General features: G+C 68.4%; 22 protein-coding genes. 10 read left to right on the forward strand and 12 right to left on the reverse strand.

Translation table 11 applies throughout. The features are described from left to right. Nucleotides 1-30: 30 nt before the first annotated feature. Nucleotides 31-249, forward strand: coding sequence for a hypothetical protein (locus AC1DQJ_RS10405; protein ID WP_477602911.1), 219 nt, complete (start codon nt 31-33; stop codon nt 247-249). On the opposite strand, the gene AC1DQJ_RS10410 is transcribed toward AC1DQJ_RS10405, so the two are convergent. The 5 genes from AC1DQJ_RS10410 to AC1DQJ_RS10430 all read right to left on the reverse strand — a co-directional run bounded on the left by AC1DQJ_RS10410 (nt 203) and on the right by AC1DQJ_RS10430 (nt 4,125). Further along, nucleotides 203-790, reverse strand: coding sequence for a histidine phosphatase family protein (locus AC1DQJ_RS10410; protein WP_477602913.1), 588 nt, complete (start codon nt 788-790; stop codon nt 203-205). The genes AC1DQJ_RS10405 and AC1DQJ_RS10410 overlap by 47 nt on opposite strands. Then, the gene (locus AC1DQJ_RS10415) at nt 787-1,374 is read right to left on the reverse strand and encodes a histidine phosphatase family protein (RefSeq protein WP_477602915.1); all 588 of its coding nucleotides are present in this window, start codon (nt 1,372-1,374) and stop codon (nt 787-789) included. The genes AC1DQJ_RS10410 and AC1DQJ_RS10415 overlap by 4 nt, the downstream gene beginning before the upstream one ends. Continuing rightward, nucleotides 1,371-2,156, reverse strand: coding sequence for an SDR family NAD(P)-dependent oxidoreductase (locus tag AC1DQJ_RS10420; RefSeq protein WP_477602917.1), 786 nt, complete (start codon nt 2,154-2,156; stop codon nt 1,371-1,373). Before AC1DQJ_RS10420 ends, AC1DQJ_RS10415 begins: the two co-directional genes overlap by 4 nt. Nucleotides 2,157-2,176: 20 nt before the next feature. Further along, on the reverse strand, nt 2,177-3,010 hold the full coding sequence (locus AC1DQJ_RS10425) for an alpha/beta fold hydrolase (protein WP_477602919.1): 834 nt from the start codon (nt 3,008-3,010) through the stop codon (nt 2,177-2,179). Nucleotides 3,011-3,162: 152 nt separating this feature from the next. Next, complete coding sequence (locus tag AC1DQJ_RS10430) at nt 3,163-4,125, reverse strand: quinone oxidoreductase family protein (RefSeq protein ID WP_477602921.1); 963 nt, start codon at nt 4,123-4,125, stop codon at nt 3,163-3,165. A 305-nt stretch (nt 4,126-4,430) separates the two neighbouring features. Between AC1DQJ_RS10430 and AC1DQJ_RS10435 the strand changes: the two genes are divergently transcribed. Then, nucleotides 4,431-6,116, forward strand: a complete 1,686-nt coding sequence (locus AC1DQJ_RS10435) for a bifunctional helix-turn-helix transcriptional regulator/alpha/beta hydrolase (RefSeq protein ID WP_477602923.1) — start codon at nt 4,431-4,433, stop codon at nt 6,114-6,116. Nucleotides 6,117-6,504: 388 nt separating this feature from the next. On the opposite strand, the gene AC1DQJ_RS10440 is transcribed toward AC1DQJ_RS10435, so the two are convergent. The 3 genes from AC1DQJ_RS10440 to AC1DQJ_RS10450 form a co-directional block, all read right to left on the reverse strand. Further along, a complete protein-coding gene (locus AC1DQJ_RS10440) occupies nt 6,505-7,668 on the reverse strand; it encodes a DegT/DnrJ/EryC1/StrS family aminotransferase (RefSeq protein WP_477602924.1) in 1,164 nt (387 codons plus the stop codon). Between the two features lie 628 nt (nt 7,669-8,296). After that, nucleotides 8,297-9,877 carry an AMP-binding protein gene (locus AC1DQJ_RS10445; protein WP_477602925.1) on the reverse strand — a complete coding sequence of 527 codons (1,581 nt, stop codon included), beginning with the start codon at nt 9,875-9,877 and terminating at the stop codon, nt 8,297-8,299. Nucleotides 9,878-10,069: 192 nt separating this feature from the next. Continuing rightward, nucleotides 10,070-10,498 carry a DUF2177 family protein gene (locus AC1DQJ_RS10450; RefSeq protein WP_477602927.1) on the reverse strand — a complete coding sequence of 143 codons (429 nt, stop codon included), beginning with the start codon at nt 10,496-10,498 and terminating at the stop codon, nt 10,070-10,072. Nucleotides 10,499-10,626: 128 nt separating this feature from the next. Between AC1DQJ_RS10450 and AC1DQJ_RS10455 the strand changes: the two genes are divergently transcribed. The 5 genes from AC1DQJ_RS10455 to AC1DQJ_RS10475 all read left to right on the forward strand — a co-directional run bounded on the left by AC1DQJ_RS10455 (nt 10,627) and on the right by AC1DQJ_RS10475 (nt 18,256). Then, nucleotides 10,627-11,955, forward strand: coding sequence for an NAD(P)/FAD-dependent oxidoreductase (locus tag AC1DQJ_RS10455; protein WP_477602929.1), 1,329 nt, complete (start codon nt 10,627-10,629; stop codon nt 11,953-11,955). Next, nucleotides 11,952-12,713 (forward strand): DUF1365 domain-containing protein, encoded by a 762-nt coding sequence (locus AC1DQJ_RS10460; RefSeq protein WP_477602931.1) that lies wholly within the window; start codon nt 11,952-11,954, stop codon nt 12,711-12,713. Before AC1DQJ_RS10455 ends, AC1DQJ_RS10460 begins: the two co-directional genes overlap by 4 nt. Before the next feature lie 116 nt (nt 12,714-12,829). Beyond that, nucleotides 12,830-14,689 (forward strand): ABC transporter ATP-binding protein, encoded by a 1,860-nt coding sequence (locus AC1DQJ_RS10465; protein WP_477602933.1) that lies wholly within the window; start codon nt 12,830-12,832, stop codon nt 14,687-14,689. Beyond that, on the forward strand, nt 14,686-16,533 hold the full coding sequence (locus AC1DQJ_RS10470; protein WP_477602935.1) for an ABC transporter ATP-binding protein: 1,848 nt from the start codon (nt 14,686-14,688) through the stop codon (nt 16,531-16,533). Before AC1DQJ_RS10465 ends, AC1DQJ_RS10470 begins: the two co-directional genes overlap by 4 nt. Before the next feature lie 67 nt (nt 16,534-16,600). Then, on the forward strand, nt 16,601-18,256 hold the full coding sequence (locus AC1DQJ_RS10475; protein WP_477602937.1) for a M28 family metallopeptidase: 1,656 nt from the start codon (nt 16,601-16,603) through the stop codon (nt 18,254-18,256). A gap of 139 nt (nt 18,257-18,395) precedes the next feature. Here AC1DQJ_RS10475 and fabF read toward each other — a convergent pair whose 3' ends face one another. Both fabF and AC1DQJ_RS10485 read right to left on the reverse strand, forming a co-directional pair. Further along, on the reverse strand, nt 18,396-19,664 hold the full coding sequence (gene fabF, locus AC1DQJ_RS10480) for a beta-ketoacyl-ACP synthase II (RefSeq protein ID WP_477602939.1): 1,269 nt from the start codon (nt 19,662-19,664) through the stop codon (nt 18,396-18,398). A 5-nt stretch (nt 19,665-19,669) separates the two neighbouring features. Then, nucleotides 19,670-20,119, reverse strand: coding sequence for a MarR family winged helix-turn-helix transcriptional regulator (locus tag AC1DQJ_RS10485; RefSeq protein ID WP_477602941.1), 450 nt, complete (start codon nt 20,117-20,119; stop codon nt 19,670-19,672). Nucleotides 20,120-20,223: 104 nt separating this feature from the next. Here AC1DQJ_RS10485 and AC1DQJ_RS10490 point away from each other — a divergent pair, with 104 nt between their 5' ends. Next, nucleotides 20,224-20,805 carry a histidine phosphatase family protein gene (locus AC1DQJ_RS10490; RefSeq protein WP_477602942.1) on the forward strand — a complete coding sequence of 194 codons (582 nt, stop codon included), beginning with the start codon at nt 20,224-20,226 and terminating at the stop codon, nt 20,803-20,805. Here AC1DQJ_RS10490 and AC1DQJ_RS10495 read toward each other — a convergent pair. Next, nucleotides 20,802-21,470 carry a hypothetical protein gene (locus tag AC1DQJ_RS10495; RefSeq protein WP_477602944.1) on the reverse strand — a complete coding sequence of 223 codons (669 nt, stop codon included), beginning with the start codon at nt 21,468-21,470 and terminating at the stop codon, nt 20,802-20,804. The genes AC1DQJ_RS10490 and AC1DQJ_RS10495 overlap by 4 nt on opposite strands. 110 nt (nt 21,471-21,580) lie before the next feature. On the opposite strand from AC1DQJ_RS10495, the gene AC1DQJ_RS10500 reads away from it, so the two are divergent. Further along, complete coding sequence (locus tag AC1DQJ_RS10500) at nt 21,581-21,943, forward strand: SpoIIAA family protein (protein WP_477602946.1); 363 nt, start codon at nt 21,581-21,583, stop codon at nt 21,941-21,943. Here AC1DQJ_RS10500 and AC1DQJ_RS10505 read toward each other — a convergent pair. Continuing rightward, the gene (locus AC1DQJ_RS10505) at nt 21,940-22,746 is read right to left on the reverse strand and encodes a LytTR family DNA-binding domain-containing protein (RefSeq protein ID WP_477602948.1); all 807 of its coding nucleotides are present in this window, start codon (nt 22,744-22,746) and stop codon (nt 21,940-21,942) included. The two genes, AC1DQJ_RS10500 and AC1DQJ_RS10505, sit on opposite strands and share 4 nt — an antisense overlap. Nucleotides 22,747-22,859: 113 nt before the next feature. Here AC1DQJ_RS10505 and AC1DQJ_RS10510 point away from each other — a divergent pair, with 113 nt between their 5' ends. Next, entirely contained in the window at nt 22,860-24,068 is a 1,209-nt protein-coding gene (locus tag AC1DQJ_RS10510) for an acyltransferase family protein (RefSeq protein ID WP_477602950.1), read from the forward strand. Nucleotides 24,069-24,143 lie beyond the last annotated feature (75 nt).

The raw sequence follows: 24,143 nt of genomic DNA on the forward strand, positions 1-24,143 counted from the left end.
TAGGCCTGCGCAGACTTGGGAGCGCAGGTTATGAGCGACTACCTCGACGACATGCTGGACGAGGAGCCGACGCGGTCGGTGGTCAGTTGGATGGATCGACCGCCGCTGCATCTGGGGCCGGCCGCCCTGTCGACTGCGGTGGCAGGAGCGTTTCTGCTGGGCGCCGTGGCGGCTTTTGGGGCGATGGCCCTAACCGGCCGGTTCAACGTTCGGCAGGTTCACAGTCGAACCTCACGACTGCTCCACTAGCCAGGCGATAGACGGCGTCCTGGGGAACCTCCTGGGACCAGGTATCCTGGCGACTCAGCCCCATGAAGGCGCCGCGCAGCAGGCGGCCGGCGCCGCCGTGGCTGACCACGATGACCTTGCGCTCGGGTTCGGCGGGCAGGCTGGAGAGCCAGTCTGCGACCCGGGCATGGACGTCCTCGTAGGTTTCGCCGCCGGGCGCTGAGAACTGCCAATCCTTGCGCGCAAAGACGTCCGGGTGCTCGGCGGCCAGCTCGTCGCGCAGCCGTCCGTCCCACTGGCCGAACGACACCTCGATCACCCGCGGATCGGTTTCGACCGGCAGCCCCAGCCGTTCGCCGATGATCCTGGCCGTGTCCAGGGCCCGTCCGAGCGGGCTGGAAACCAGGCGCCAGCCGGCAGGTTTTCCGACCAGATCCTGCAGCAACCTGCCGACCGCCGCAGCCTGGCTGCGGCCGAGCGCGGTGAGCGGCGAGTCGAGCCGGCCCTGCTGGCGGCGTTCGGCGTTGAATTGCGTCTGCCCGTGGCGGACGAGATAGATCATGCAGTGACCGGGGCGCAGGTGAGACGATCGACGACGCCCCCAGAGAGCCGGAAGATTGCGTCCTGGGGCGTATCCTGGCCCAGGGTCTCTTCGCGCGAAAGGCCCAGATAGGCCCCGCGCATCAGGCTGCCGGCGATCCCGTGGCTGACGGCGATCACCTTGCGGTCGGTCTCGTCCGGCAGGGTCGAGAGCCAGGGGCGCACGCGGCCGTCGACATCCTCGAACCGCTCGCCGTCGGGCGAGTTGAACACCCAGTCGCGGCCTGCGAACGCCTCGGGCTGCTCGACCCGCAGGTCGGCGTACATCCGGTTCTCCCAGGCGCCGCAGCCGACCTCGATCAGGGCCGGCTCGATCTCGACTGGCAGGCCCAGGGTCTGGCTGACGATCGCCGCCGACTGGCGGGTGCGCCTCAAGGGGCTGGCGAGGATGCGCCAGCCCGAGAGGTCGTCGATCATTCCGTCCAGCAGCGCCGCCATGGCTCGGACCTGGGCCATGCCGAGCGAGGTCAGCTGGGAGTCGGTCTGGCCCTGCAGGCGGCCGTCGCGGTTGTAGTCGGTCTGGCCGTGGCGGAGCAGGTAGATCATTTCTTGCGGCGCACCACCGGGTGTGAGGACGACAGGCCCCCGTCGACCACGATCGCCTGACCGTTGACGTAGGAGCTCTCGTCGGAGGCCAGGAACAGGGCCGCGTTGGCGATCTCGATGGGCACGCCGCCGCGGGTCATCGGGTTGAGCTGACCGATCTTGTCCTCGTTGCCGCGAGCGCGGGCGCCGTCGAAGATCGGCTGGGTCATGCCGGTCTCGATCAGGCCCGGGCAAATGGCGTTCACGCGCACGCCGGTGCCGTAGAACTCGTTGGCCGAGGTCTGGGCGAGGTTGATCACCCCGGCCTTGGAGGCCGAGTAGGGCGAGCCGCCGGCGCCCGAACGGATGCCCGCCACCGAGGCGGTGCAGATGATCGAGCCCTTTTCCTTGGGGACCATCACCCGCGAGGCGTGCTTCACCAGGAGGAAGGCGCCGATCAGATTGACCCGCAGGATCTCGGCCCAGAAGGCGCCGTCCTGCTCGTCGAAGGTGGTCCAGCCGCCGGAGATGCCGGCGTTGGCCCAGGCCACGTCGAGGCCGCCGTACTCGGCGACCGCCTTCTTCACCAGGCCCTCGACGAAGGCCTCGTCGCCGGCGTCGCCGGTGAGTGCGACGACCTTGCCGCCGGCCTCGGCGACCATGCGGGCGGTCTCGTTCACGCTGTCCATCTTGTCGGCGATGACCAGGCTTGCGCCCTCGGCGGCGAACAGGATCGAGCTGGCGCGGCCGATGCCCGAGCCGGCGCCGGTGATGATGGCGGTCTTGCCGGAGAGACGTCCCATGGGGGTTTCCTTATGCAGAACTAGGCGCGCGCGGCCGCGGCCAGGATGGCGTCGATGAAGGTGTCGTGGAGCGCCGGCGGCAGGTCGTGGCCCATGCCGGGGATGATGCGGAGCTCCGCGCCGGGAATGGCGGCGGCCGTCGCCTCGCCGCCGAGCGGCTTGATCAGCGGATCGTCGGCGCCGTGCAGGACGACGGCCGGAACCTTGAGTGCGGCGAGGCGAGCGGTGCGGTCGCCGTCGGCGCGGATCGCGCCCATCTGCCGGGCGGAGGCAGTCGGATTGAAGGCGCGGGCGTGTTCGTCGATGGCGCGCTGGCGCAGGGCGCCTGGCGGCCAGGGATAGGAGGGGCTGCCGATGATCTCGGCGTTCTTCACGGCGTGGGCGAGGAAGGCCTCGTAGTCGGCGGCCGGGTCGGGCGGGGCGACGGTGAGCACCGCGCCGGCCTCCGGCGTCGGGTCCATGGTCCCGGGCGCGCCGGTCGCCGACATGATCGAGGCGATGGAGAGCACCCGGTCCGGATGGGCGATGGCCACCGCCTGGGTGATCATGCCGCCCATGGAGACGCCGGCGACATGGGCCTTGGCCACGCCAGCGGCGTCGAGCACCGCGACCGCGTCGGCGGCCATGTCGGAGAGGCTGTAGCTCTCGCCCGGCTTGAACCAGGTGGAGAGGCCGGTGTCGCGGTTGTCCAGGCGGACGACGCGATAGCCGCGTGCGGCCAGCTTCTCGCAGAAGTCGGCCGGCCAGCGAGTCATCTGCGAGCCGAGCCCATTGATCAGCAGGATCGCGGGGGCGGAATCAGAGCCGAAGGATTCGTACTCGAGTTCGACCTGGCCGTTCTTCGCGCGGGGCATGGGATCTCTCCAGTCTGATCCTCCCCCGCTGGGAGAGGTGGCGTTCGTCGCAAAGCGGCGAATGACGGAGGGGGCCGACGGCCAAGGGTCGAAGGCCCCCTCAGTCAGCTTCGCTGACAGCTCCCCCAGTGGGGGAGCAATTGGCGTGAGCCTTACGGCACCAGCACCACGCGGCCGACGGCGGCGCGGCTTTCGATGTAGGCGTGGGCGCCGGCGGCGTCGGAGAGCGGGAAGACCTTGTCGATCAAGACTTCCAGCTCCCCGCGGGCGGCTTCGTCCATCAGGCGCTGGATATTGTCGTGCGCGCGGTCGGTCATGATCTCGGCGCCGAGGAAGACGCCGCGCAGCTGGCGGTTGCCGCCCATCATCGCGCCGACGTCGACGACCATCGGCTCACGGCCGGCGGCGCCGACCATCGAGACCCGGCCGCGATAGCCCAGGGCATTGATCGAACCTTGCAGGGTCGGACCGCCGACCGAGTCGACGATCACGTCCGCGCCCTTCTTGTCGGTGAGGCGCATGACTTCCTTCACCACGTCCTCGCGGGCGTAGTTGATGCCGTGATCGAGACCGAGCGGCTTCAGGCGCTCGAGACGCTCGTCCGAGGAGGCGGTAGCCAGCACGGTGGCGCCGGCGCGCTTGGCCAGCTGGATCGCGGCCACGCCCACGCCAGAGGCGCCGGCTTGCACCAGGACGGTCTCGCCTGCCTTCAGGTTGGCGGCGTCGAACAGGCAGTCGTCGGCGGTGCCGAAGGTGACCGGGATGGCGGCGGCCTTCTTGACGTCGAAGCCGTCCGGGATGACCCAGCAGTTGCGGGCCGGGACCGAGCGCAGTTCAGCGTGGCTGCCCCAGTTGTTCACGGTGGCGACCTTCTGGCCGACCTTAAGATGGGTGACCTCGGCGCCCACGGCGACGATCTCGCCGGCGGCCTGGTAGCCGACCACGTGCGGGGTGGTCATCAGCTTGCCGCCGAAGCGGCTGAGGACGTCGCCGCCTTCGATGGCGATCGCCTCGACCTTGATGATCACGCCCTTGGGATGCAGGCTGGGATCGGGGAACTCCTCGTACTTAAGGACTTCCGGGCCGCCGTTCTCGTAATAGACCGCCGCCTTCATGCGCTTCTCCTAATGAATTAAACAATTGTTTGATTGCTACCTCCCACGCGCCAGAGGCTGACGCAAGGGGATGCGAAACCTAGAGCCTTTCCGGTTCGGGTGGCCACCTCAACCGACAAGAAGGCGCCCGCTTAAAATCGTGAGGGCCGCAACCGGCCGCCCGAGACGGCATCGGATGCGCTGCGTAGGCCCTTAAGATTGGTCTTAATTATTTTGTCTGCGCCGATCGTGAAAGACTTGCAGTGAATACTCACTTGCGGGGAATACTGTCCCGTAATGACACACGGGCGAGGGCGTTGACTTCGATGCTGTCCAGCCGACCGGAACCGGCGCCGCCGACCGCAGATCACGCGCAGCTGGTCATCGAGACCATGTACCAGGTGGCGGCCGACCCGGAGGGCTGGGAACAGCTGATCGAAGTGCTGGGCGAAGGCGGCCTGGGCCGCGAGCCGGACGCCGACTTCGTGCGCGGCCTGGCGATCAGCGAAGACATCGCTCGACTGACGCGCGACGCCGACGAACTGCCGGCGGGCGGAAGGCCGGACCTGGGCTGGATGCTGCTGACAGCGCGCGGCAAGGTCAGCGCGCACAATCCGGCCGCCCGCATGGTGATGGAGGACGGGCTCGGGGTCCTGGAGATCGGACGCGAGATCGGTTTCGACAATCCCGACAACCAGGAGGCGCTGGCCGAGGCGCTGGCGCGGACCCGCAAGGCTCGGCAGGGCCAGGTGATCCTGAAGCTGGAGCGCGGCGACGAGGCCGGGCCGAGCTTCGCCTATGTGATCCCGGCCCGCACCTTGCCGGCGGTTGTCGGGGTCGGGCTGGTGATCCCCGAAGAGGACGAGACCTATGCGGTGGTGTTCCCGGCGGCGGCGGAGACCGGGGTGCTGTGGACCTCGATCCGCGAGAGCTTCGGCCTGACGGCGGCGGAGGCCCGGCTGGCCCGCAAACTGCGTGACGGACGCACCCTCCAGGAAGCGGCCGAGGTGCTGTCGGTCAGCGTCAACACCGTGCGCAACCAACTGCGGGCGGTGTTCGACAAGATGGGCCTGAAGCGGCAGAGCGACCTGATCCGCGCGCTGACCGAATTGTCCTCGCTGGCCAGCACGATCGACATGCAGACGCCGATCCGCCAGCCGGTGGAGGAGGCCCCGCCGGTCCGGGCGATCACCCTGTCGGACGGGCGCAAGCTGGCCTATCGGGAGTACGGCGATCCGCGCGGCAAGGCGCTGCTGTCGTTCCACGAGGGCCTGGGCTCGAGCCTGCTGCCGCCGGACACCGACGCCCTGGCGCGGCGACTGGGGCTGCGGATCGTCTGCGCCGATCGTCCGGGGTTCGGCCAGTCGGACATTCGCGGCGACTACAGCTTCGACGGCGTCGCCCAGGACATGGTCGAGCTATGCGATCAGCTCGGCCTCGACGAGGTAAGGGTCGCCGGCGTGCTGTCGGGAGCGCTCTGCGCGATCGCGACCGGGATCCGGCTGGGCCCGCGGGCGGTGAAGGTGATGGTCTGTTCCGGCCGCTCGCCGCGGCCGCCCGAAGGCGGCAACCCGCTGGTCCAGTTCCGCCGCCGGATGGAAGACAATCCGTGGGTGCTGGAGACTCTCTTCTCGATCCTGCGCTTGCGGATCTCGCCGGCCATGCTGGAGCGCATCCTGCGCCGGCAAGGCTCGCCCGGCGACCTGGCCTATCTCGACGCCCATCCCGAGGCGGCGACCTATGTCGCGGCCTATGTGGCCGAGGCGCTGGCGCGGACCGGGCGGGGCCCCGCCGACGAGGTGCGCGCCTTTCGCAGGGCTCGCAACATGGATCTGGCCGGGCTGAGGGCCCCGCTGATCGTCTGGCACGGGGAGCAGGACCGGCTGGCGCCGGCGGCGTCCATGCTGGTCTTCGCCGGAGATCGCGCCAGCGAGGTGCGCGTGACGCCGGAGATCGGCCATTTCCTCGCGCTGAAGCACTGGGAAGAGATCCTGACAGGTGCGGCTGCGTAATCGCCTTAGTGCATTTGCGTCATGCGCGAGCCGGGCCGATTCGGTCTTCTGACCGGGAAGGATGGCAATGTCGGGTGGGACCTTACCTCCATGCTTGGAAACCGCTTGAGCCGCGCTGCGAGCTTGCGCCCGGCGGCCTCCCCGACACCGCCAGGCAACGATTCCCGCTCAGGTCTCGCAATCGCGTGGGCTGAGCTGGAATCCAGGACCCGCCGTCAATGCCCCACCCAGCAGCGGTGGCGGGTCCGACCTTTTCCAGGACTGCTAGGAGGATGGCGAGGCTCCGCGAGCCCTGCCATCGATCGGCCGATCTCGGGGGAGTTCCGGCCCATCACCTAGGAGGCGGGCGCGGTCCCCCACGGGCCGCGCCCGTAATACTTCAGGCTTCTCAGGCGTTGCGCTTCACGTAGGCGCGGATCGCGGCGATGACCGTGTCCTGATCTTCTTCGGTCAGATAGGGGTGCATCGGCAGGCTCATCACCACCTTGGCCGCCGCGTTGGTGACCGGCAGGCCGCCGGGGGCCGGATAACCCGAATAGACGTCCTGTTGGTGGATCGGGATCGGATAGTAGACGGCGCTGGGTACGTCCTGGGTCTTCAGGTGAGCGACCAGTCCGTCGCGGTCGTCGGTCTCGATCGTGTACTGGGCCCAGACGCTGATCCCGCCCTCGATCACCTTGGGAACCTTGACCACGTCCGAGAGGCCGGCGGCGTAGCGGTCGGCGACGCGGTTGCGGGCCTCGATCTCGTCGGCGAAGATGGTCAGCTTCTGCAGCAGAACGGCGGCCTGGATGGTGTCCATCCGGCTGTTCATGCCGACGCGCAGGTTCAGGTACTTCGGGTCGTGGTCGAAGGTCTTGCCCTCGAGGTCCGACTTCACCGCCTGGCCGTGGACCCGCAAGGACACCAGCAGGTCGTGCAGGCGCTCGTCCTTGCACAACACCGCGCCGCCGTCGCCGTAACAGCCGAGCGGCTTGGCCGGGAAGAAGCTGGTGGTGGTGACGTCGGCCCAGTGGATCGGGTGTTGGCCGTTCAAAGTGCAGCCGAAGCCCTGGGCGCTGTCGGAGATCAGCTTCAGGCCGTGCTTCCTGGCCACGGCGGAGATGGCCGGATAGTCGGCCGGCTGGCCGAACAGGTCGACGGCGATCACCGCCTTGGGGGTCAGCTTGCCCTCGGCCTTCACCGCGGCGATGGCGGCGTCGAGCTTGGCCGGGTCGAGGTTGTAGGTGTCGGGCAGGACGTCGACGAACACCGGGCTGGCGCCGACCAGGGGCATGACCTCGGCGGTCGCCGCGAAGGTGAAGGACGGGCAGAACACCGCATCGCCGGGGCCGACGCCCCAGGCCATCAGCGGCAGCTGCAGCGCCTCGGTGCCGGAGCCGCAGGAGAGCACGAACGGCGCCTGGCCGAACTCGCCCAGGGCCTTTTCGAACTGGCCGATCTCCGGACCCATGATGTAGGCGCCAGACCGCACCACCTTGAGGATCGCGTCCTCCAGGGGCTGACCCAGACGGGCGCGTTGGGCTTGCAGGTCGATGAAGGGGATCGGCATGGACACATCCGCAAAGTGAAGCGGCGCGCTTCATCGCACACGGAGTCACGCTAAGCCAAACACGCTTATTTTCGGAAAGTTTCTCGGGAAACGAATGGTCCCGGAAGCGCCCCCCGACACTTCCGGGACCAGGCCGCCATGTTCGAGGCGGCCGTCCGCCCTGCGGGGGCGGCGCGCGCCTCCAGGGATCGTTCCTGGCGGCGCGGTGTCTGGGTGCATGCTAAGTTATTGGTGAAATAGAATGCAAGTGAAGTCGTAGCGCGCGGTAAGTATTCAAAATGCGCAATTTACGCATACTCGCTCTACTTGGGTGCGATGATTGTAGATAATCTACGAATGGCGCCGCTTGACGCCGCGTAACTAAATTCATCGATGACGGTCGCCGCCAGCGACACGATCGCCACCTGTCCGCGCAGGTTGGCCGAGCGGCATACGCAGTGCTCGAGCCGTTGCGGCTGAGCGTCGAAGCTGTGCGCCGGGCGGGCGTCGAGGACGCCGGGATCGACTGGTTTCTCGGGGCGGGTGCGCGTGGCGGTCGGTTAGTGCGTGAGCCGCCGCCTCAAGCCGCGCTGGCCACTGGAACAAGGGACAGCCGGCGGCGTCACCGCCGGCTGTCTGTGAGCTTGGCTCAGATCTGGCGCGTACGGCCTTCCCAATAGGGCGCGCGGACCTTGTTGCGTTGGATCTTGCCGGCTTCGGAGCGCGGCAGTTCGGTGACGAAGTCGAGGCTGCGCGGGACCTTGAAGGCCGGCAGGGTCTTGCGGCCGAAGTCCAGGATCTCCTGGGCCAGGGCGTCGGACGCCTGGTAGCCCGGCTTCAGCAGGATCACCGCCTTGACCTGCTCGCCCCACTCGTCGTGCGGCACGCCGACCGTGGCGCTGTCGGCGACGGCGTCATGCTTGATGAGCTCGTTGTCGACTTCCTGCGGATAGATGTTCACCCCGCCGGAGATGATGGTCTCGGCGTTGCGGCCGGTGAGGAACAGGTAGTCGTCCTCGTCGAAGTAGCCGACGTCGCCCATGGTGAAGAAGTCGCCGACGCGGTTGGCGTTGGTCTTCGCCTGGTCCTTGAAGTAGGTGAAGCCGCCGGGCGGCAGCTGGTGATAGATGCCGCCGGGCACGCCGGGCGCGCACTCGTTGCCCTCCTCGTCGAGGATGCGAACCTGCAGCAGGGCCGGGCGCTTGCCGACGCTGCCCGGCTTCTGCAGCCACTCCTCGGAGGAGATGGCGAAGCCCGCACCGCCTTCGGAGCCGGCGTAGTATTCGCTCAGCACCGGACCGAACCACTCGATCATCGCGTGCTTGACCTCGGGCGGGCAGGGCGCCGCGCCGTGGACGATGTATTTGACGTGGCTGATGTCGTACTTGGCCCGCACCGCGTCGGGCAGGGCCAGCAGGCGCTGGAACATGATCGGCACCAGGTGCAGGTGCGTGACCTTGTTTTCCGAGATGGTGCGCAGCACCAGTTCGGAGTCCCACTTGTCGATGAAGTAGAGCGGGCAGCCGGCGCCCATGGCGGCGCGGACGTCGAAGGCCAGCGGCGCGGCGTGATAGGCCGGGCCGGCGCAGAGCTGCACCGAATCGTCGTCATAGCCGCGCATGGCGTACATCGCCTGCGGCGTGATCGCCGCCGCCTCGCGGAACACGCCCTTCGGGCGGCCCGTGGTGCCGGAGGTGTACATCATCTGGTTGCCGAGCACGGGGTCGGTGATGTCCGAGCCGTCGAACGGGGCGAGGGCGTCCGCGTAGTTCTGGAAGCCGGCGATCTCGCCGCCGACCGCCAGCTTCACCAGCACGTTGGGGCATTGCTCGGCCGCGGCGGCGACCGAGGCGACCCGCGCCTCGCCGACCAGCACCTTCGCTTCGCAGTCGTTGATGATGTAGGCGATCTCGTCGACGGTCAGGTGCCAGTTGACCGGGGTGATGCGCAGGCCCGAGCGCAGGGTCGCGGCCTGGACCTCGATGAATTCGGCGCGGTTGGAGCAGACGATCGCCAGGGCGTCGCCCTTGCCGAGACCGTGCTGACGGAAGAGGCGCGTGAGCTTGTTGGCGGCCGCATTGACCTGCCCGAAGGTGGTCACCTTGCCGTCCGGGTCGACGACTGCGGGCTTGTCGGGTTGGAGTTTGGCCCAAACGGCCGTGGTCATCCCAGTCGCAGCGGCCTCGTTCAGGACGTCATCCAGGCTGGTGCGCTCTTTCAAATCTTCCATCAAATTCCTCCCGTCGCCGAGGGCCGATGGACGGTCCGCGGGCGCTCTTTTCTATGATGCGAGACGGCGTCGAGATGAGCGTCGCGTGCGCGAAATATGCGCGGCGCTGTCCGCCCCTTCCGTTTCGGAAACCCACAATGACAGGGCAAGAGCCGCCCGACAACGGCGCAGGGAATCCAAACGCCGATCGGATCAGCCGAAGCGGGTCTCCAGCCAGCGGTACGCGCCGTAGCCGGCCGCCGCGGCGCAAGCGGTGAGGAAGGTCCCCCAGGCGACGTCGGCGAGGGTCACCTTCAGCGACCAGACCTTGAGCGTCGCCTGGTTGGTCAGGTCATAGGTGGCGTAGGCGACGAACCCCAGCAGCGCCCCGAGGCCGGCGGCGCGGAGCAGGCCTACACCATCGCGCGCCGCCGGCAGGACCGCCAGCCCGAGCACGCCGGCGATGTAGATCAGGTAGAAGGCGACCGCGGCGGGCAGGTTGAAGCGCTCGGCCAGGATCGGGTCGAGGACGGGCCGATAGAGGCGAGGTCCGATCTGACTCAGCCACACCGCGTCCAGCGCCGCCAGCGCGAGTCCTGAGGCGAGATAGGCGCCTGCGACCTTCAGCATGGCCAGTTTCAAGGCTCCTCTTCGGCGGCTCTCTTGAAGTTACGGACGCTGGGCGCGTGCGGATGCGCTGCATCCGACGGACGCGACGATCCGTAGCTCCTGGGACCGGCCCGTCCGGACATGCATGGGGAGCGCGCCGCGTGAGTAAAAGTCCACGGCTCAGGATCGCCGTAGTCGGCGGGGGCGTCGCCGGCCTCTCGTCCGCCTGGCTGCTGAGCCAGCGCCACGAGGTGGTTCTCTATGAAGACGCCCATCGGCTGGGCGGCCACGCCAACACCCTCGAGGTGCAGGGCCGTCATGGGCCGGTGGCGGTGGACACCGGCTTCATCGTCTACAACGAGGCGAACTATCCGAACTTCACCGCGCTGCTCGAGCACTTGGGCGTGGCCAGCCGCCCGGCCGACATGGCGATGAGCGTCTCGCTCGACGACGGCGATTTCGAATATTCCTCAGGGGCGCTGTTCGCCCAGGCCAGCAACCTTTTCAGCGCCCGCTACTGGGCGATGCTGCGCGATGTCGGCCGCTTCTATCGCCAGGGACCCAAGGACCTGGCGGAGTTGGAGGCGCCGCTGACCTCGCTGGACGACTATCTGGAGACCCGCGGCTATTGCCGGGCCTTCCGCGACGACCACCTGCTGCCGCAGGCCGCGGCGATCTGGTCGACCCCGCTGAGGGCGATCCGCGAGTACCCCGCCGCGGCGCTGATCCGGTTCTTCCAGAACCACGGCATGATGAGCCTGTTCGGCCGCGGCAAGTGGCGAACGGTCTGCGGCGGCAGCCAGGCCTATGTCGCAAGGCTCGCCGAGGCCTTCCGGGGCAGCTTGCGGCTCTCCACGCCGGTGACCCAGGTGCGGCGCGACCCGCTGGGCGTCGAGGTGCGCGACGCCAGCGGACATGCCGAGCGGTTCGACCAGGTGGTGATCGCGGCCCATGCGGACACCGCCCTGGGCCTGCTGGCAGATTCGGACCCGCAGGAGCAGAGGCTGCTGTCGGCCTTCGCCTACAACCGCAATCTGGCGGTCCTGCATTCGGATCGCAGCCTGATGCCGATGCGCAAGGCGGCCTGGACCAGCTGGAACCACATCGGCCGCCGGGACGAGCCGGGCGAAGGGTGCGTCACCTACTGGATGAACCGCCTGCAGTCGCTGAAGGACGCGCCGGACCTGTTCGTCACCCTCAATCCGACGCGGGAGATCGCTCGGGAGAAGATCATCTGCGCCGAGCCCTACGACCATCCGCAGTTCGACGCCGCGGCGATCGCCGCCCAGCGGGACCTGTGGTCGCTGCAGGGGCGGCGGCGGACCTGGTTCTGCGGCTCCTATTTCGGGCATGGCTTCCATGAGGACGCGCTGCAGTCGGGCTTGGCGGTGGCCGAGGCCCTGGGCGGGGCGCGGCGGCCCTGGGAGGTGTCGGACGAATCCGGGCGGATCCACCTGGAGCCGCCGTCGGCGGCGGGTCGCGCCGCGTGAGCGCCAGCGGCCTCTATGCCGGGATGGTGACACATTCTCGGCGCGGGCCGCGACGCCATCGGCTGGCCTATCGGATCTTCATGCTGCTGCTGGACCTGGACGAACTGCAGGCGCTCGATCAGCGGCTGATGGCGTTCGGCGTCGACCGCTTCGCCTTGGCGAGCTTCCATCAGGCCGATCACCTCTCCGGCGGCGCCGAGCCGCTGAAGGCGCAGGTCGAGGCGCTGCTCAAGGAGGCCGGCCTGCCGCACGGCGGAGCGGTGCGGGCGCTGTGCATGCCGCGGCTGCTGGGCGGGGCGTTTAATCCGCTGACCGTCTATTTCTGCCACTGCCCGGACCAGGCGCTCAGCGCCGTGCTCTACGAGGTCAACAACACTTTCGGGGAGCGGCATCTCTATCTTCTGGCGGCGGACGGCGAGCAGACCTGCAGCAAGAATTTCTACGTCTCGCCATTCATGGACATGGACCTGACCTACCGGTTTCGCACCCGTTCAACGGGTGATTCGGTCGCGGTGGAGGTCGATGTAACGGGGCCGCAAGGACTGGTTCTGGCGACCGCCTTCCATGGCGTCCGGCGTGAACTGACCGACGCCGCCTTGGTCCACGCCTGGGCCGCGCACCCGATGATGAGCCTCGGCGTGCTGTGGGCGATTCATTGGGAAGCGTTGAAAATGTTCGTGAAAGGCGAGCCGCTGCACCGCCGCCCGCCGCCGCCGATGCAGCTGGTCACCATGGGCCCAGATCGCCAACCGACTTGAGCGCAGAAAATCCAGGCCTGTGTAACGGGCGAATTTGCACGCGGCGTCAAAACAAGTCTGGCGCGCAGCGATCCTGCGGTTCAAAATAGTCCGCATACTTCAAGATGGAACTTGCGATGAGCGAGCAACACCCCTCCCAGCGGGGTGCGCGCACTCCTGACTCCACCGCGCCGCGCGTGGATGTCAGCGAGATGCCGCGCGTCCTGCAGCGGATCACGGCGCTTTCGCTGCGCTATCCGGGGCGGATGGCGTTGGCGGTCGCATGCTCCCTCGGCGCGGCGGTGGCCAGCCTGACGCTGCCGCGGCTGTTCGGAGCCGCGGTCGACCACGCCCAGGCGCTGCTGAGGGACGGATCAGCGCATGCCGCCGAGGCGCAGGCCGCGCTCTGGACCACGGCGCTGCTGGTGATCGCCGCCACCGTCATCCGCGGCGTTCTGACCATGATGACGGGCTATCAGTCGGAATATGTCAGCCAGCGGGTCGGCTACGACCTGCGCCTGCGCTACTTCCAACAGCTGCAGCGCCTTAGCTTCGGCTTCCACGACCGCATCCATTCCGGCGACCTGATCACCCGCGGCATGCTCGACCTCGAGGGCGCGCGGGTCTTCATCCAGGGCGGGGTGATGCAGTTTGTGTCGCTGGTCCTGCTGCTCGGCTTCGCCGCCTACATGATGCTCAGCACCGACCTGGTGATGGGCCTGATCGGCCTGGCCTTCGTGCCGATCGCCGGCTGGGCGTTGGGGCGGATGGGCTTCCTGCTGCGGGTCACATGGCTGCGCGTGCAGGAGCTGATGGCGGTCCTGACTCTCACCATGGAGGAGAACCTCCAGGGCATCCGTGTGGTGCGCGCCTTCGCCGGCAAGCGCTTCGAGATGGCCAAGTTCGACGCCGCCTCGCTGGACGCGCTGACTTTCTCCTACAAGCGCATCACCCTGCGATTCCGGGCGGTGGCGGTGATGACGGTGTCGTTCTACGGCTCCATGGGTCTGCTGCTCTGGTACGGCGGCCACAAGGTGGTCGACGGGACGATGAGTGTCGGCAAGCTCACCGAATTCCTCACCTACATGACCCTGCTGCAGACCCCGATCCGGCAGATCGCCATGATCTTCAACTCAGCGGCGCGCGCCACCTCGTCGGGGGCGCGGCTGTTCGAGGTGCTCGACATGGAGCCGGAGATCGCCGACGCGCCGGGCGCCAAGCCGCTGGTCCCGGGCAAAGGTACGTTGCGCTTCGAGGACGTCGATTTCGGCTATGACGAGGGCAAGCAGATCCTGCGCGGCGTCAGCTTCGAGGTGAAGGCCGGCGAGACCTTGGGCATCGTCGGGCCGCCGGGCAGCGGCAAGTCGACCATCGCCAACCTGATCCCGCGTTTCTACGACATCACCGGCGGGGCCATCACCATCGACGGCCAGGACATCCGTGACGTAACCCTGGCCTCCCTGCGCGAGTACGTCGGGCTGGTGCAGCAGGAGGCGTTCCTGTTCGACGCCTCGATCGGCCACAACGTCGCCTATGCCGATCCGTGGGCGGAGGATGACCGGATCGTCGGCGCCGCCAAGACCGCTCAGATCCACGACCACATCGCCGGCTTGCCGGAGAACTACGAGACCCGGGTCGGCGAGCGCGGCGTGGCGCTGTCGGGCGGCCAGCGCCAGCGGCTGAGCATCGCGCGCGGCGTGGCGCCGGGCCCGGGCCTGATGATCTTCGACGACTCCACCGCCGCCATCGACGCGGTCACCGAGCGGCGGGTGCGCGACGCCTTGTCCGAGGCGACCGCAGCCAAGGCCACCATCATCATCGCCCACCGGCTGTCCTCGCTGATGCACGCCGACCAGATCGTCGTGCTGGATCAGGGCCAGGTCAGCGAGCGCGGCACCCACGCGCAGCTGGTCGCGGCCGGCGGCATCTATGCCGACCTCTACGAGCTGCAGACGCGGTCTGACGCCGAGGCAGTTCTGGACGAGGACGCCGCATGAGCCAGCCCGCGCCCCGCAAACCCCGCGCCTCGCTCGGTTCGTCCGAAGGCGAGGACATCTTCGGCACCTTCGACACCGGGGTCGCCAAGCGCTTCCTGGCGATGCTCAAGCCGCACCGGCGCTCGTTCATGGTCGCGGTCGTGGCGGTGCTGATCTCGGCCGCCTCGGTGGTGGCGATCCCGGCTCTGATCGGGCGGGCGGTGAACGCCGCCGTCGCCCGCGACGCGACGCTGCTGAACCAGACCCTGATCGCCTTCGCCGGCCTGATCGCCATCTACACGACGGCGTTCTTCATGGAGCAGTGGCTGTCGGCGCGGCTGGCCCAGCGGGTGATCTTCGACATCCGCCGCAAGATGTTCGACCACTTCCAGGACGTCTCGCTGTCGTTCATGGACAAGACCCACGTCGGGCGGATCATGTCCCGCCTGCAGGGCGACGTGAACGCGCTGCAGGAGTTCCTCGAGAGCTCCACCGGCGCGGTCGGCGACTTCGCCATGCTGATCGGGATCACCGCGGTGCTGATCAGCATGGACTGGAAGCTGGGCCTGCTGACCCTGACCGTGCTGCCGCTGCTGATCGTCGTGCGAGCGATCTGGCTGCCGTTTTCCAAGTCCAGCTTCCGGCTGGCGCGGGACGCCTCCTCGACCGCCAACTCGGCCCTGGCCGAGAACATCAACGGCGTGCGCACCGTGCAGGAGAGCCGGCGCGAGGCGGTGAACTTCGACCTCTACCAGGAGAAGGCGCACGAGAACTTCGTCGCCCAGGCGCACGCGGCCTGGATGACCCAGATCATGGTCCCAACGGTCGACGTGCTGACCGGCTTCGCCATGGCCATCGTCATCGTGGTCGGCGGCAATGCGGTGTTGGGCGGCACGCTGGAAGTCGGCGTCATGGTCGCCTTCATCTTCTACGTTCAGCGGTTCTTCGACCCGGTCCGCATGCTGTCGATGCAGTACACGATCATGCAGCGGGCGATGGCGGCCGGGCACCGGATCTTCGAGGTGCTGGACGTCAAGGTGGCGATCACCGACAAGCCCGGCGCCCAGCCGCTGGCCGACGTCCCGGCCACCGTCGAATTCAAGAACGTCACCTTCGGCTACGACTCGGCCCGTCCGGTGCTGCACGACATCAGCCTGAAGGTGAACCCGCGCGAGGTGGTGGCCCTGGTCGGGCCGACCGGCTCGGGCAAGACCTCGATCATCGCCCTGACCCACCGGTTCTATGAGGTCGATCAGGGCCAGGTGCTGGTCGGCGGCCACGACGTGCGCGATGTCACCCTCGACTCGCTGGGCAAGACCATCGGCATGGTGCTGCAGGAGCCGTTCCTGTTCACCGGCACCATCGAGGAGAACATCCGCTACAACACCGAAGACGCGACGAGCGAGGACGTGATCGCGGCGGCCAAGGCGGTCAGCGCGCACGACTTCATCATGCGTCTGCCGGACGGCTACCAGACCAAGCTCGGCCAGCGCGGCCGCAACATCTCGATGGGCCAGCGGCAGCTGATCTCGTTCGCCCGGGCGCTGGTCGCCGACCCGCAGATCCTGATCCTCGACGAGGCCACGGCCAATATCGACTCGTTCACCGAGCAGGCCATCCAGAAGGCGCTGAAGGTGCTGTTCGCCGGCCGCACCTGCATCGTCATCGCCCACCGGCTGGCGACCATCCGCGACGCCGATCGGATCATCGTGCTTCAGCAGGGCCGCATCCTTGAGCAGGGCGACCACGACACGCTGATCGCCCACGGCGGGCTCTATTCGCACCTCTACACCTCGGCCCACGCCTCGTTCGACGACCAGGTGGTGGCGGTGACCGGCGATTCGGAGTTCGCGACGCGGACGTAAGCGTCTGCGCTTTCACCGGATGGCGCTGGGGGATACGGTCCGCCGCTCAAGCTTTCCGGAGTTCCTCATGATCCGCACCGCCGCGTTTTCGTTCGCCCTGTCGCTGCTGGCTGGCAGCGCGCTGGCCCAGGCGCCGATCGATCCGGCGCGGTTGTCGTCGATCACCAAGGACCTGGCTTCGGACGCGTTCGAGGGCCGCTCGCCGGGATCGCCGGGCGAGGCCAAGACCATCGAATACTTGGTCGCGCAGTTCAAAGCTCTCGGGCTGGAGCCGGCAGGCGACAAGGGCGCCTTTACCCAGGACGTGCCGCTGGTGCGCTTCAACCTGAAGGACGGCGGCGACTTCGCCTTCGACCTCAAGGGTCAAGCGCGCCGGCTGGAGCGCAACAAGGATATCTCGGCCTCGACCCTGCGGCCCGTCGACAAGGTGAGCATCGAGAAGGCCCCGCTGGTGTTCGTCGGCTACGGGGTCACGGCGCCTGAGCGCGGTTGGGATGACTTCAAGGGCGTCGATCTGAAGGGCAAGATCGCGGTCTTCCTGATCAACGATCCGGACTTCGAGGCCGTGCCGGGCGAGCCGGTGGTGGGCAAGTTCGGCGGCCTGGCGGCCACCTACTATGCGCGCTGGACCTACAAGTACGAGGAGGCCGCCCGCCGCGGGGCGCTGGGCGCGCTGATCGTCCACGAGACGCCGGGCGCGGGCTATGGCTGGTCGACGGTGATCGCCTCGAACGGCGAGGCCTTTGACATCGTCCGCGCCGATCCGGCCAAGGAGAAGGTGCTGCTGCAGGGCTGGCTGAGCGGGGAGGCGTCGCGCGAGCTGTTCGCCGCCGCGGGGCAGGACTTCGACGCCCTGAAGGCGAAAGCTCGGCGGGCCGACTTCCATCCGGTCCCGCTGACCGGCGCGAGCTTCTCGGCCAGCTATGGCCTAGAGCACGCGCAGGTCGTCAGCCGCAATGTCATCGGCAAGATCACCGGCGCCAAGCGGCCGAGCGAGAGCGTGATGTTCGCCGCCCACTGGGACGCCTACGGCGTCGGCGCGGCGGACGCCCAGGGCCGCACGGTCCGCCCCGGCGCCTTGGACGACGCCATCGGCGTGGCCGGGACCATGGAGATCGCGCGGGCCTTCAAGGCCGGGCCGGCCCCGGAGCGGACGCTGGTGTTCGCCGCCTGGACCGCCGAGGAGCGTGGTCTGCTGGGCTCGGAATACTACGGCGTTCACCCGACCGTGCCGCTGGAGACCATGGCCGCCAACCTGACCATGGATGTGCTGCAGCCGAACGGCCTGGCCAAGGACTTGGTGCTGATCGGCGCAGGCCAGAACGCCCTGGAGGACATCCTGGCCAAGGCGGCCGGCGCGCAGGGCCGCACGGTGACGCCGGACGCTCATCCGGAGCGGGCGCTGTTCTACCGCGCGGACCACTTCTCGATGGCCCGTCGCGGGGTTCCGGTGCTGCTGCTGATGGGGCTGGGGGGCGGGGCCGACCTGGTCAACGGCGGTCGCGCCGCCGGCGACAAGTGGGTCAGCGACTACACCGCCAACTGCTACCACAAGACCTGCGACAGCTGGTCGGCCGACTGGGACCTCGCCGGCGCGGCGCAGGACGTGGCGCTGTTCTACGAGATGGGCAAGGAACTGGCGAACGGCGGGGTCTGGCCGAACTGGAAGGACGGTTCGGAGTTCAAACCGGTCCGCGACGCCAGCGCCGCCAAGCGGAAGTAGACTCCTTTTCCTCCCCTGCGCAGCGGGGGAGGGGACCGCCCGAAGGTGGTGGAGGGGGCAGGCCCATCCACCGAGCCCAGTCTCGTCCCCTCCACCGGCTTCGCCGCTCCCCCTCCCCCATGAATGGGGGAGGAAAGGGTCAGCCTTCCCAGCGCTTGAAGATCACGCTGGCGTTGACGCCGCCGAACCCGAAGCCGTTGGAGAGGGCGTAGTCGAACGAGGCCTTGCGGGCCTTGAGCGCCACCAGGTCGAGGCCGGCGGCGTCTTCGTCGGGAGTTTCGAGGTTGAGGGTCGGCGGGATGATCTGATCGCGCAGCGCCAGGACCGTGAAGATCGCCTCCAGGCCGCCGGCGGCGCCGAGCAGGTGGCCGGTGGCCGACTTGGTCGAGCTGATCGCCGGGCCGTGGCCGGTCCCGAACACCGACTTGATCGCCGCCAATTCGCCCTTGTCGCCGACCGGCGTGGAGGTGGCGTGCGCGTTGAGGTGGCCGATAGCCGATGGCTCCAGCTTGGCCTGGGCCAGGGCCGCGCGCATGGCGCGGGCCGCGCCTGAACCGTCCTCGGGTCCGGCAGTCAGGTGATAGGCGTCGGCGCTGGTGCCGTAGCCGACCAGCTCGGCGATCGGCTTGGCGCCGCGGGCCAGGGCGTGGTCCAGCGACTCGATGACCATGATCCCGGCGCCCTCGCCCATGACGAAGCCGTCGCGGGCCTGGTCGAACGGGCGCGAGGCCTTGGTCGGCTCGTCGTTGAAGGCCGAGCCCAAGGCCCGGGCGGCGGCGAAGGAGCCGAGACTGACCCGATCGATGGTGGCCTCCGCGCCGCCGCAGATGGCGATGTCGGCCTCGCCGGAGCGGATCATCCGGGCGGCGTCGCCAATCGCCTGGACGCCGGCGGCGCAGGCCGTGACCGGCGCGCCGAGCGGGCCCTTGTAGCCATAGCGGATCGACACCCAGCCGGCGGCCAGGTTGGCGAGGAACGATGGCACCGTGAACGGCGACAGCCGCCGCACGCCGCGCTCGTCAGTGGTGCGCACCGCCTCGGCGATGGCCGGGAAGCCGCCGATGCCGGTGGCGATGATGGTGGCGGTCAGGTCGCGCTGGGCCTCGCTCTCCGGCGTCCAGCCCGACTGGGCGACGGCTTCGTCGGTCGCGCCGAGCGCGAACTGGATGAAGCGGTCCATCTTCTTCTGGTCCTTTCCGGGGACCGCGGCGTCGAGGTCGAAGCCGGCCTCGGGGTCTTCGGCCTTGGTCTGCACCATGCCGGCGACCTGAGCGGGCACGTCGGGGGCGAGATCCTGGGGCAGGCGGCGCAGCCCCGACTGGCCGGCGATCAGCCGCGCCCAGGCCGCTTCGGTTCCTGTGCCCAGGGGCGAGACCACACCCTGGCCGGTCACGACGATTCTACGCATCTCACTCACCTTTCAGCTCTCTCTAAGGCCAAGGCCGCACGTTCCAAGCGCACCAGGGCCTCACGGGTTTCGTCGGCGCGCCCGTCCATCAGGGCGGCCAAATCGGCCTGGGCGTCGCGCCAGGCGGGAATGCTCGTCTCGATCAGGTCGGCGCCGGCAGGCGTGACCGCAAGGCGTAGTCCGGCGCGACCACGGCCGCCTTCGCCAGCGACCAGGCCGCGTTCCTCCAGGAGGCGCAGATTGCGCAACAGGGCCGAGGGCTCGACCCCGACCTCCTCGGCCATGGCCGCCACCGATCGGTGCTGGCCGCGAGCGATGACGCCCAGCAACACGTACTGGCCGATGTTCAGGCCAAACGGCTTCAGGCGCTGGTTGAAGGCGCGCGTCACCGCCCGCGCGGCCTTGCGGCTGCGATGGCCGAAACAGAACCAGGTCATGTCCTGGGACGGCTGCATATCCGGTATATACAGTATTGGGTTGGGCGACCCAAGCCTGCCGTCGCGGGAGCCTAGCACTCGCCCGCCGCCTCGGGTTAAGCGAAGTCCAGGGGAGACACGCCATGGAACTGATCCTGATCCGCCACGGGCTGCCGGTGCGAAGCGACGAAAGCTCCGATCCCGAACTGTCGGCCGAGGGGCACGAGCAGTCGCGCAAGGTCGCCGGCTGGCTGGCGCACGAGGGCGCGGACGCGGTGTGGTCCAGCCCGATGCGGCGCGCCGTGCAGACCGCCGAGCCGTTCGCCGGCCACCTGGGCCACGCGATCAGCGTGCACGAGGGCGTGGCTGAATTCGACCGCGACGCCGGCTCGTACGTGCCGATGGAGGTCCTGAAGCGCGAGAACTACGAGGCCTGGTTGGCGCTGGCCAACGGCGAGCACGCCATGGACATCGAGGCGTTCAGCGCCGCGGTGGTCGGCGCGCTGGAGGAAGTGATCGCCTCGCACCCCGGCCAGCGAGTGGCCGTGTTCTGCCACGGCGGGGTGATCAACGTCTGGACCGCCCACATCCTCGGCATGGCTCCGCGGCTGTTTTTCGAGCCGGGCTACACCAGCGTCCACCGCTACATGTGCGCCCGCGGCGGCCAGCGGAATGTCGTGGCTCTGAACGAGCGCGCGCATCTGCGGGAGATGGCGGGCGGCTAGGCCACCGCGATCGGAATCAGGATCGCCAGCAGGCAGATGATCGCGGCCAGGGTCGAGGCGAGGGCGAGGAGGACGGCCTTCGGCAGTCCAGTTGTCAGCTTAGCGGCGAACCAGCGGGTCTGGGCGGTGAGGAACCAGGCAGCGCCGGCCGCCATCACCGCCAGGCCAATGGCGTTCGACAGCTCGGCGTGCGCGAAGATGAAGCCGCCGGTGTTGAGGATCACCGCGCAGGGCGCGGCCAGATAGCACTGGGCGTAGAACGGCGCGCGCAGCGTTTCGCGCGACAGCGTCTCGCCCCGATTCTTGAGCATGACGACCGCCGCGACCAAGGGGATCAGGCTGAAAATCAGGGAGCGGAACAGCGCCTGGTTCTCTGGCGTGCTGTTGACCACCTTCAGCACCTCGGAAGAGGTCGGCGGCGGCGCCGAGTGGGTCACCGTCCCCACCAGGTTCAGCAAGACCACGGTGATCAGCAGCAGCAGCGGCGGTGAAAGCGCCCGATCGTACCGACCTTCGCCTTCTTCGGATTGTTCGCCGTCCGAATAGGCCATCCAGGTCAGCGGCTGGGTGATGATCCGCCATAAGGTCAGCGGGTAGAATGCCAGCCACGAGGTCGCCTCGAACAGGAACTCCTCGAAGCTCCGCAGGATCTTCATGAAGTCCACGTGCGGTCGGCTCCCCCGGTTTGGCGCGAAGTCCAAGCTAACGCACCCTTGATCGCGCTCAATGCGTTCCGTTCGCCGAGGCGTAGACATCGTGGCGAGGGAGCGCAGGCATGCTGGACATTATGATCGACGAAACCATCGGCTATATCGAGCTGACGGTCGATGGAGCCGTCGACAAGGCGGGATACGAGGCCGCGGTCGCGGCGATCGAGGCGCTGCTGAAAACCCACGAGAAGATCAACGCAGTCGAGGTGGTGCGCAGCTTTGCGGGCATGGAGCCGAGCTTGTGGTGGCGCGACCTCAACTACAGCTTCACGCGGCTGGACGCCTTCGGCCGCTGCGCGGTGGTCACCGACAACGGCTGGATCGGACCGATGGCGCGGTTCTTCGCCGCCTTCCTGTCGGTCGAGGTGCGGACGTTCGACATGAAGGACCTGGAGGCGGCCAGGACTTGGGCCAAGGGCGCCGGCTAGCCGGCGCGCAGCCGCGTCAGGGCGTCCGGGAAGCGGCGTGACAACGGGGCTTCGACATCGCCGAGCAGGACGGCGTAGTCGCCCGAGGTCTCCGGGCGCAGCTCGGTCACCTTGGCGGCGTTGACCAGCCAGGAGCGGTGGGTGCGGACAAAGCCGAACGGCGTCAGTTCGGCCTCCAGCGCGGCCAGCGACGTGCGCATCAGCGGCTTGCGGCCGTCAGCCAGCACGAACTCCACGTAGTTGCCAGCCGAGCGGGCGGCGAGGATCTGGCTAACGGGCGCCCTCAGCAGCTTGGCGCCGTCGCGGATGTCGAAGGTAGCCGGCCCCTCGACGGCGGGCGTCTCGGCCTTGGGCGTGTAGGCGCGCGACAGCGCCCAGAAGCCGGCGACGCCGATGAAGTAGCCGACCGCGTCCTTGCGCAGCTCGTAGACGTAGCGCTCGGCCAGATCGAACTCGAACGACCCGCCGAGCAGCCGAAAGATCAGCGCCCGCAGCACGTAGAAGCCGACGATGTGGGCGGTGGCGAACACCAGCAGGCCGGCCAGCTGGACCAGCAGCATCCGCCAGACCGGGCGGCTGTCGGGCGGGGCGATGCGGAACGCCGCCCAGCCGATCCACATGAAACCGATGGCGCAGACCGCGCTGGTGTACTCCTCGACGACCGGCACGATCCAATGCTCGCCGGGCCGGTCCTGGAAGGCGGTGAACATGTTGACCGTGTTCAGCGCCAGGATGGCGGCGGCGAACAGCGGCAGCGCCCGCCAGAAGACGCCGTTCGTCCCGGATCTGTCGCCGCTCGTCACCGTGGAGTTCCCGCCCGTCCCAGCGGCCGCGCCGCGCAGCCCTGCGGACTTTCACCGCTTCGGCGCCGCGAGCCAAGTGCCGGCGACTTCCATCCCCAGCCAGGGACACCGCCATGTCCGCCGCCGCTTCCGAACGCCGCCCCGATCTCGACTGGATCCGCGTCGGCGCCTTCTTCCTGCTGATCCTCTATCACGTGGGCATGTTCTACGTGCCGTGGGACTGGCACGTGAAGTCGCCGCATCCGGTCGAGCAACTGGAGCCGGTCATGCAGTTGACCAATCCATGGCGGCTGACCCTGCTGTTCCTGGTGTCGGGCGCGGCGACGCGCTTCATGGCCGACAAGGTCAGCGCCGGCGCCTTGGCCAAGGCGCGCACGGCGCGGCTGCTGCCGCCATTGTTGCTGGCGGTGTTCGTGATCGTGCCGCCGCAGAGCTATTACGAGATCGTCGAGCAGCTGGGTTTCGCCGGCTCGTTCGGCGCGTTCTACGGCAAGTACGTCACCGCCAGCGGCCACTGGTGCGACGCGGGTGGCTGCCTGATCACCCCGACCTATAACCACATGTGGTTCGTGGCCTACCTGCTGGTCTACAGCCTGATCCTGGCCGGGCTGTTGGCGCTCTTCCGCCGTGGTTTCGACAAGCTGCAGGGCGGCGCGGAGCGGGCCTTGCGCGGCTGGGGCCTGATCGTCTGGCCGGTGCTTTTCCTGGCGCTGATCCGCGGGGCGCTGGCCCCGAACTTCGAGGTGACCCACGCGCTGATCGACGACTGGTACAACCACGCGCTCTCGTTCTCGGTGTTCCTGCTCGGCTTCCTGATCGCCAAGTCTGAGCCGGTGAAGCTGGACTTCATTCGCCTGCGCTGGGCCGCGCTCGGCCTGGCGGTCCTCGGCTATGCCGCCTATTCGAGCTTGCGGTGGATCTATCGGCATGACGGAGAGCCGGCCTGGGTCCTGCCGGTGCGCGAAATCGGCTACGTACTCGATCAATGGTGCGCGATCGCCGCAGTCCTGGGCTTCGGCGCCAAGCACCTGACTCGTGGCGGGCCCGTGCTGACCTATCTGACCCTCGGGGTCTTCCCGTTCTACATCGTCCACCAGACCGTCATCGTGGTGGCTGCTCACCACCTGGCCAGGCTCGGCCTGTCGCAGGGGCTGGAGGCGGCGCTGCTGATCGTCGGCACCTTCGCCGCGTGCTTCGCCACCTACGAAGTCGTGCGCCGCGTCGGCTTCCTGCGGCCGCTGTTTGGGCTCAAGCTCGAGCCGGCGCGCCCGGCCATCGGCAATCGCGCGGAGATTGCGCCCGGCCCCGCCTCGGGCCAATGATGGCCGCGCCAAGCCGAGACTTGGCGGCCTTGGGAGCATTCTCACGTGACCAATCTTCGCCAACGCTTCGTGCGC

Source organism: Phenylobacterium sp. P4_E10, from assembly GCF_056401675.1.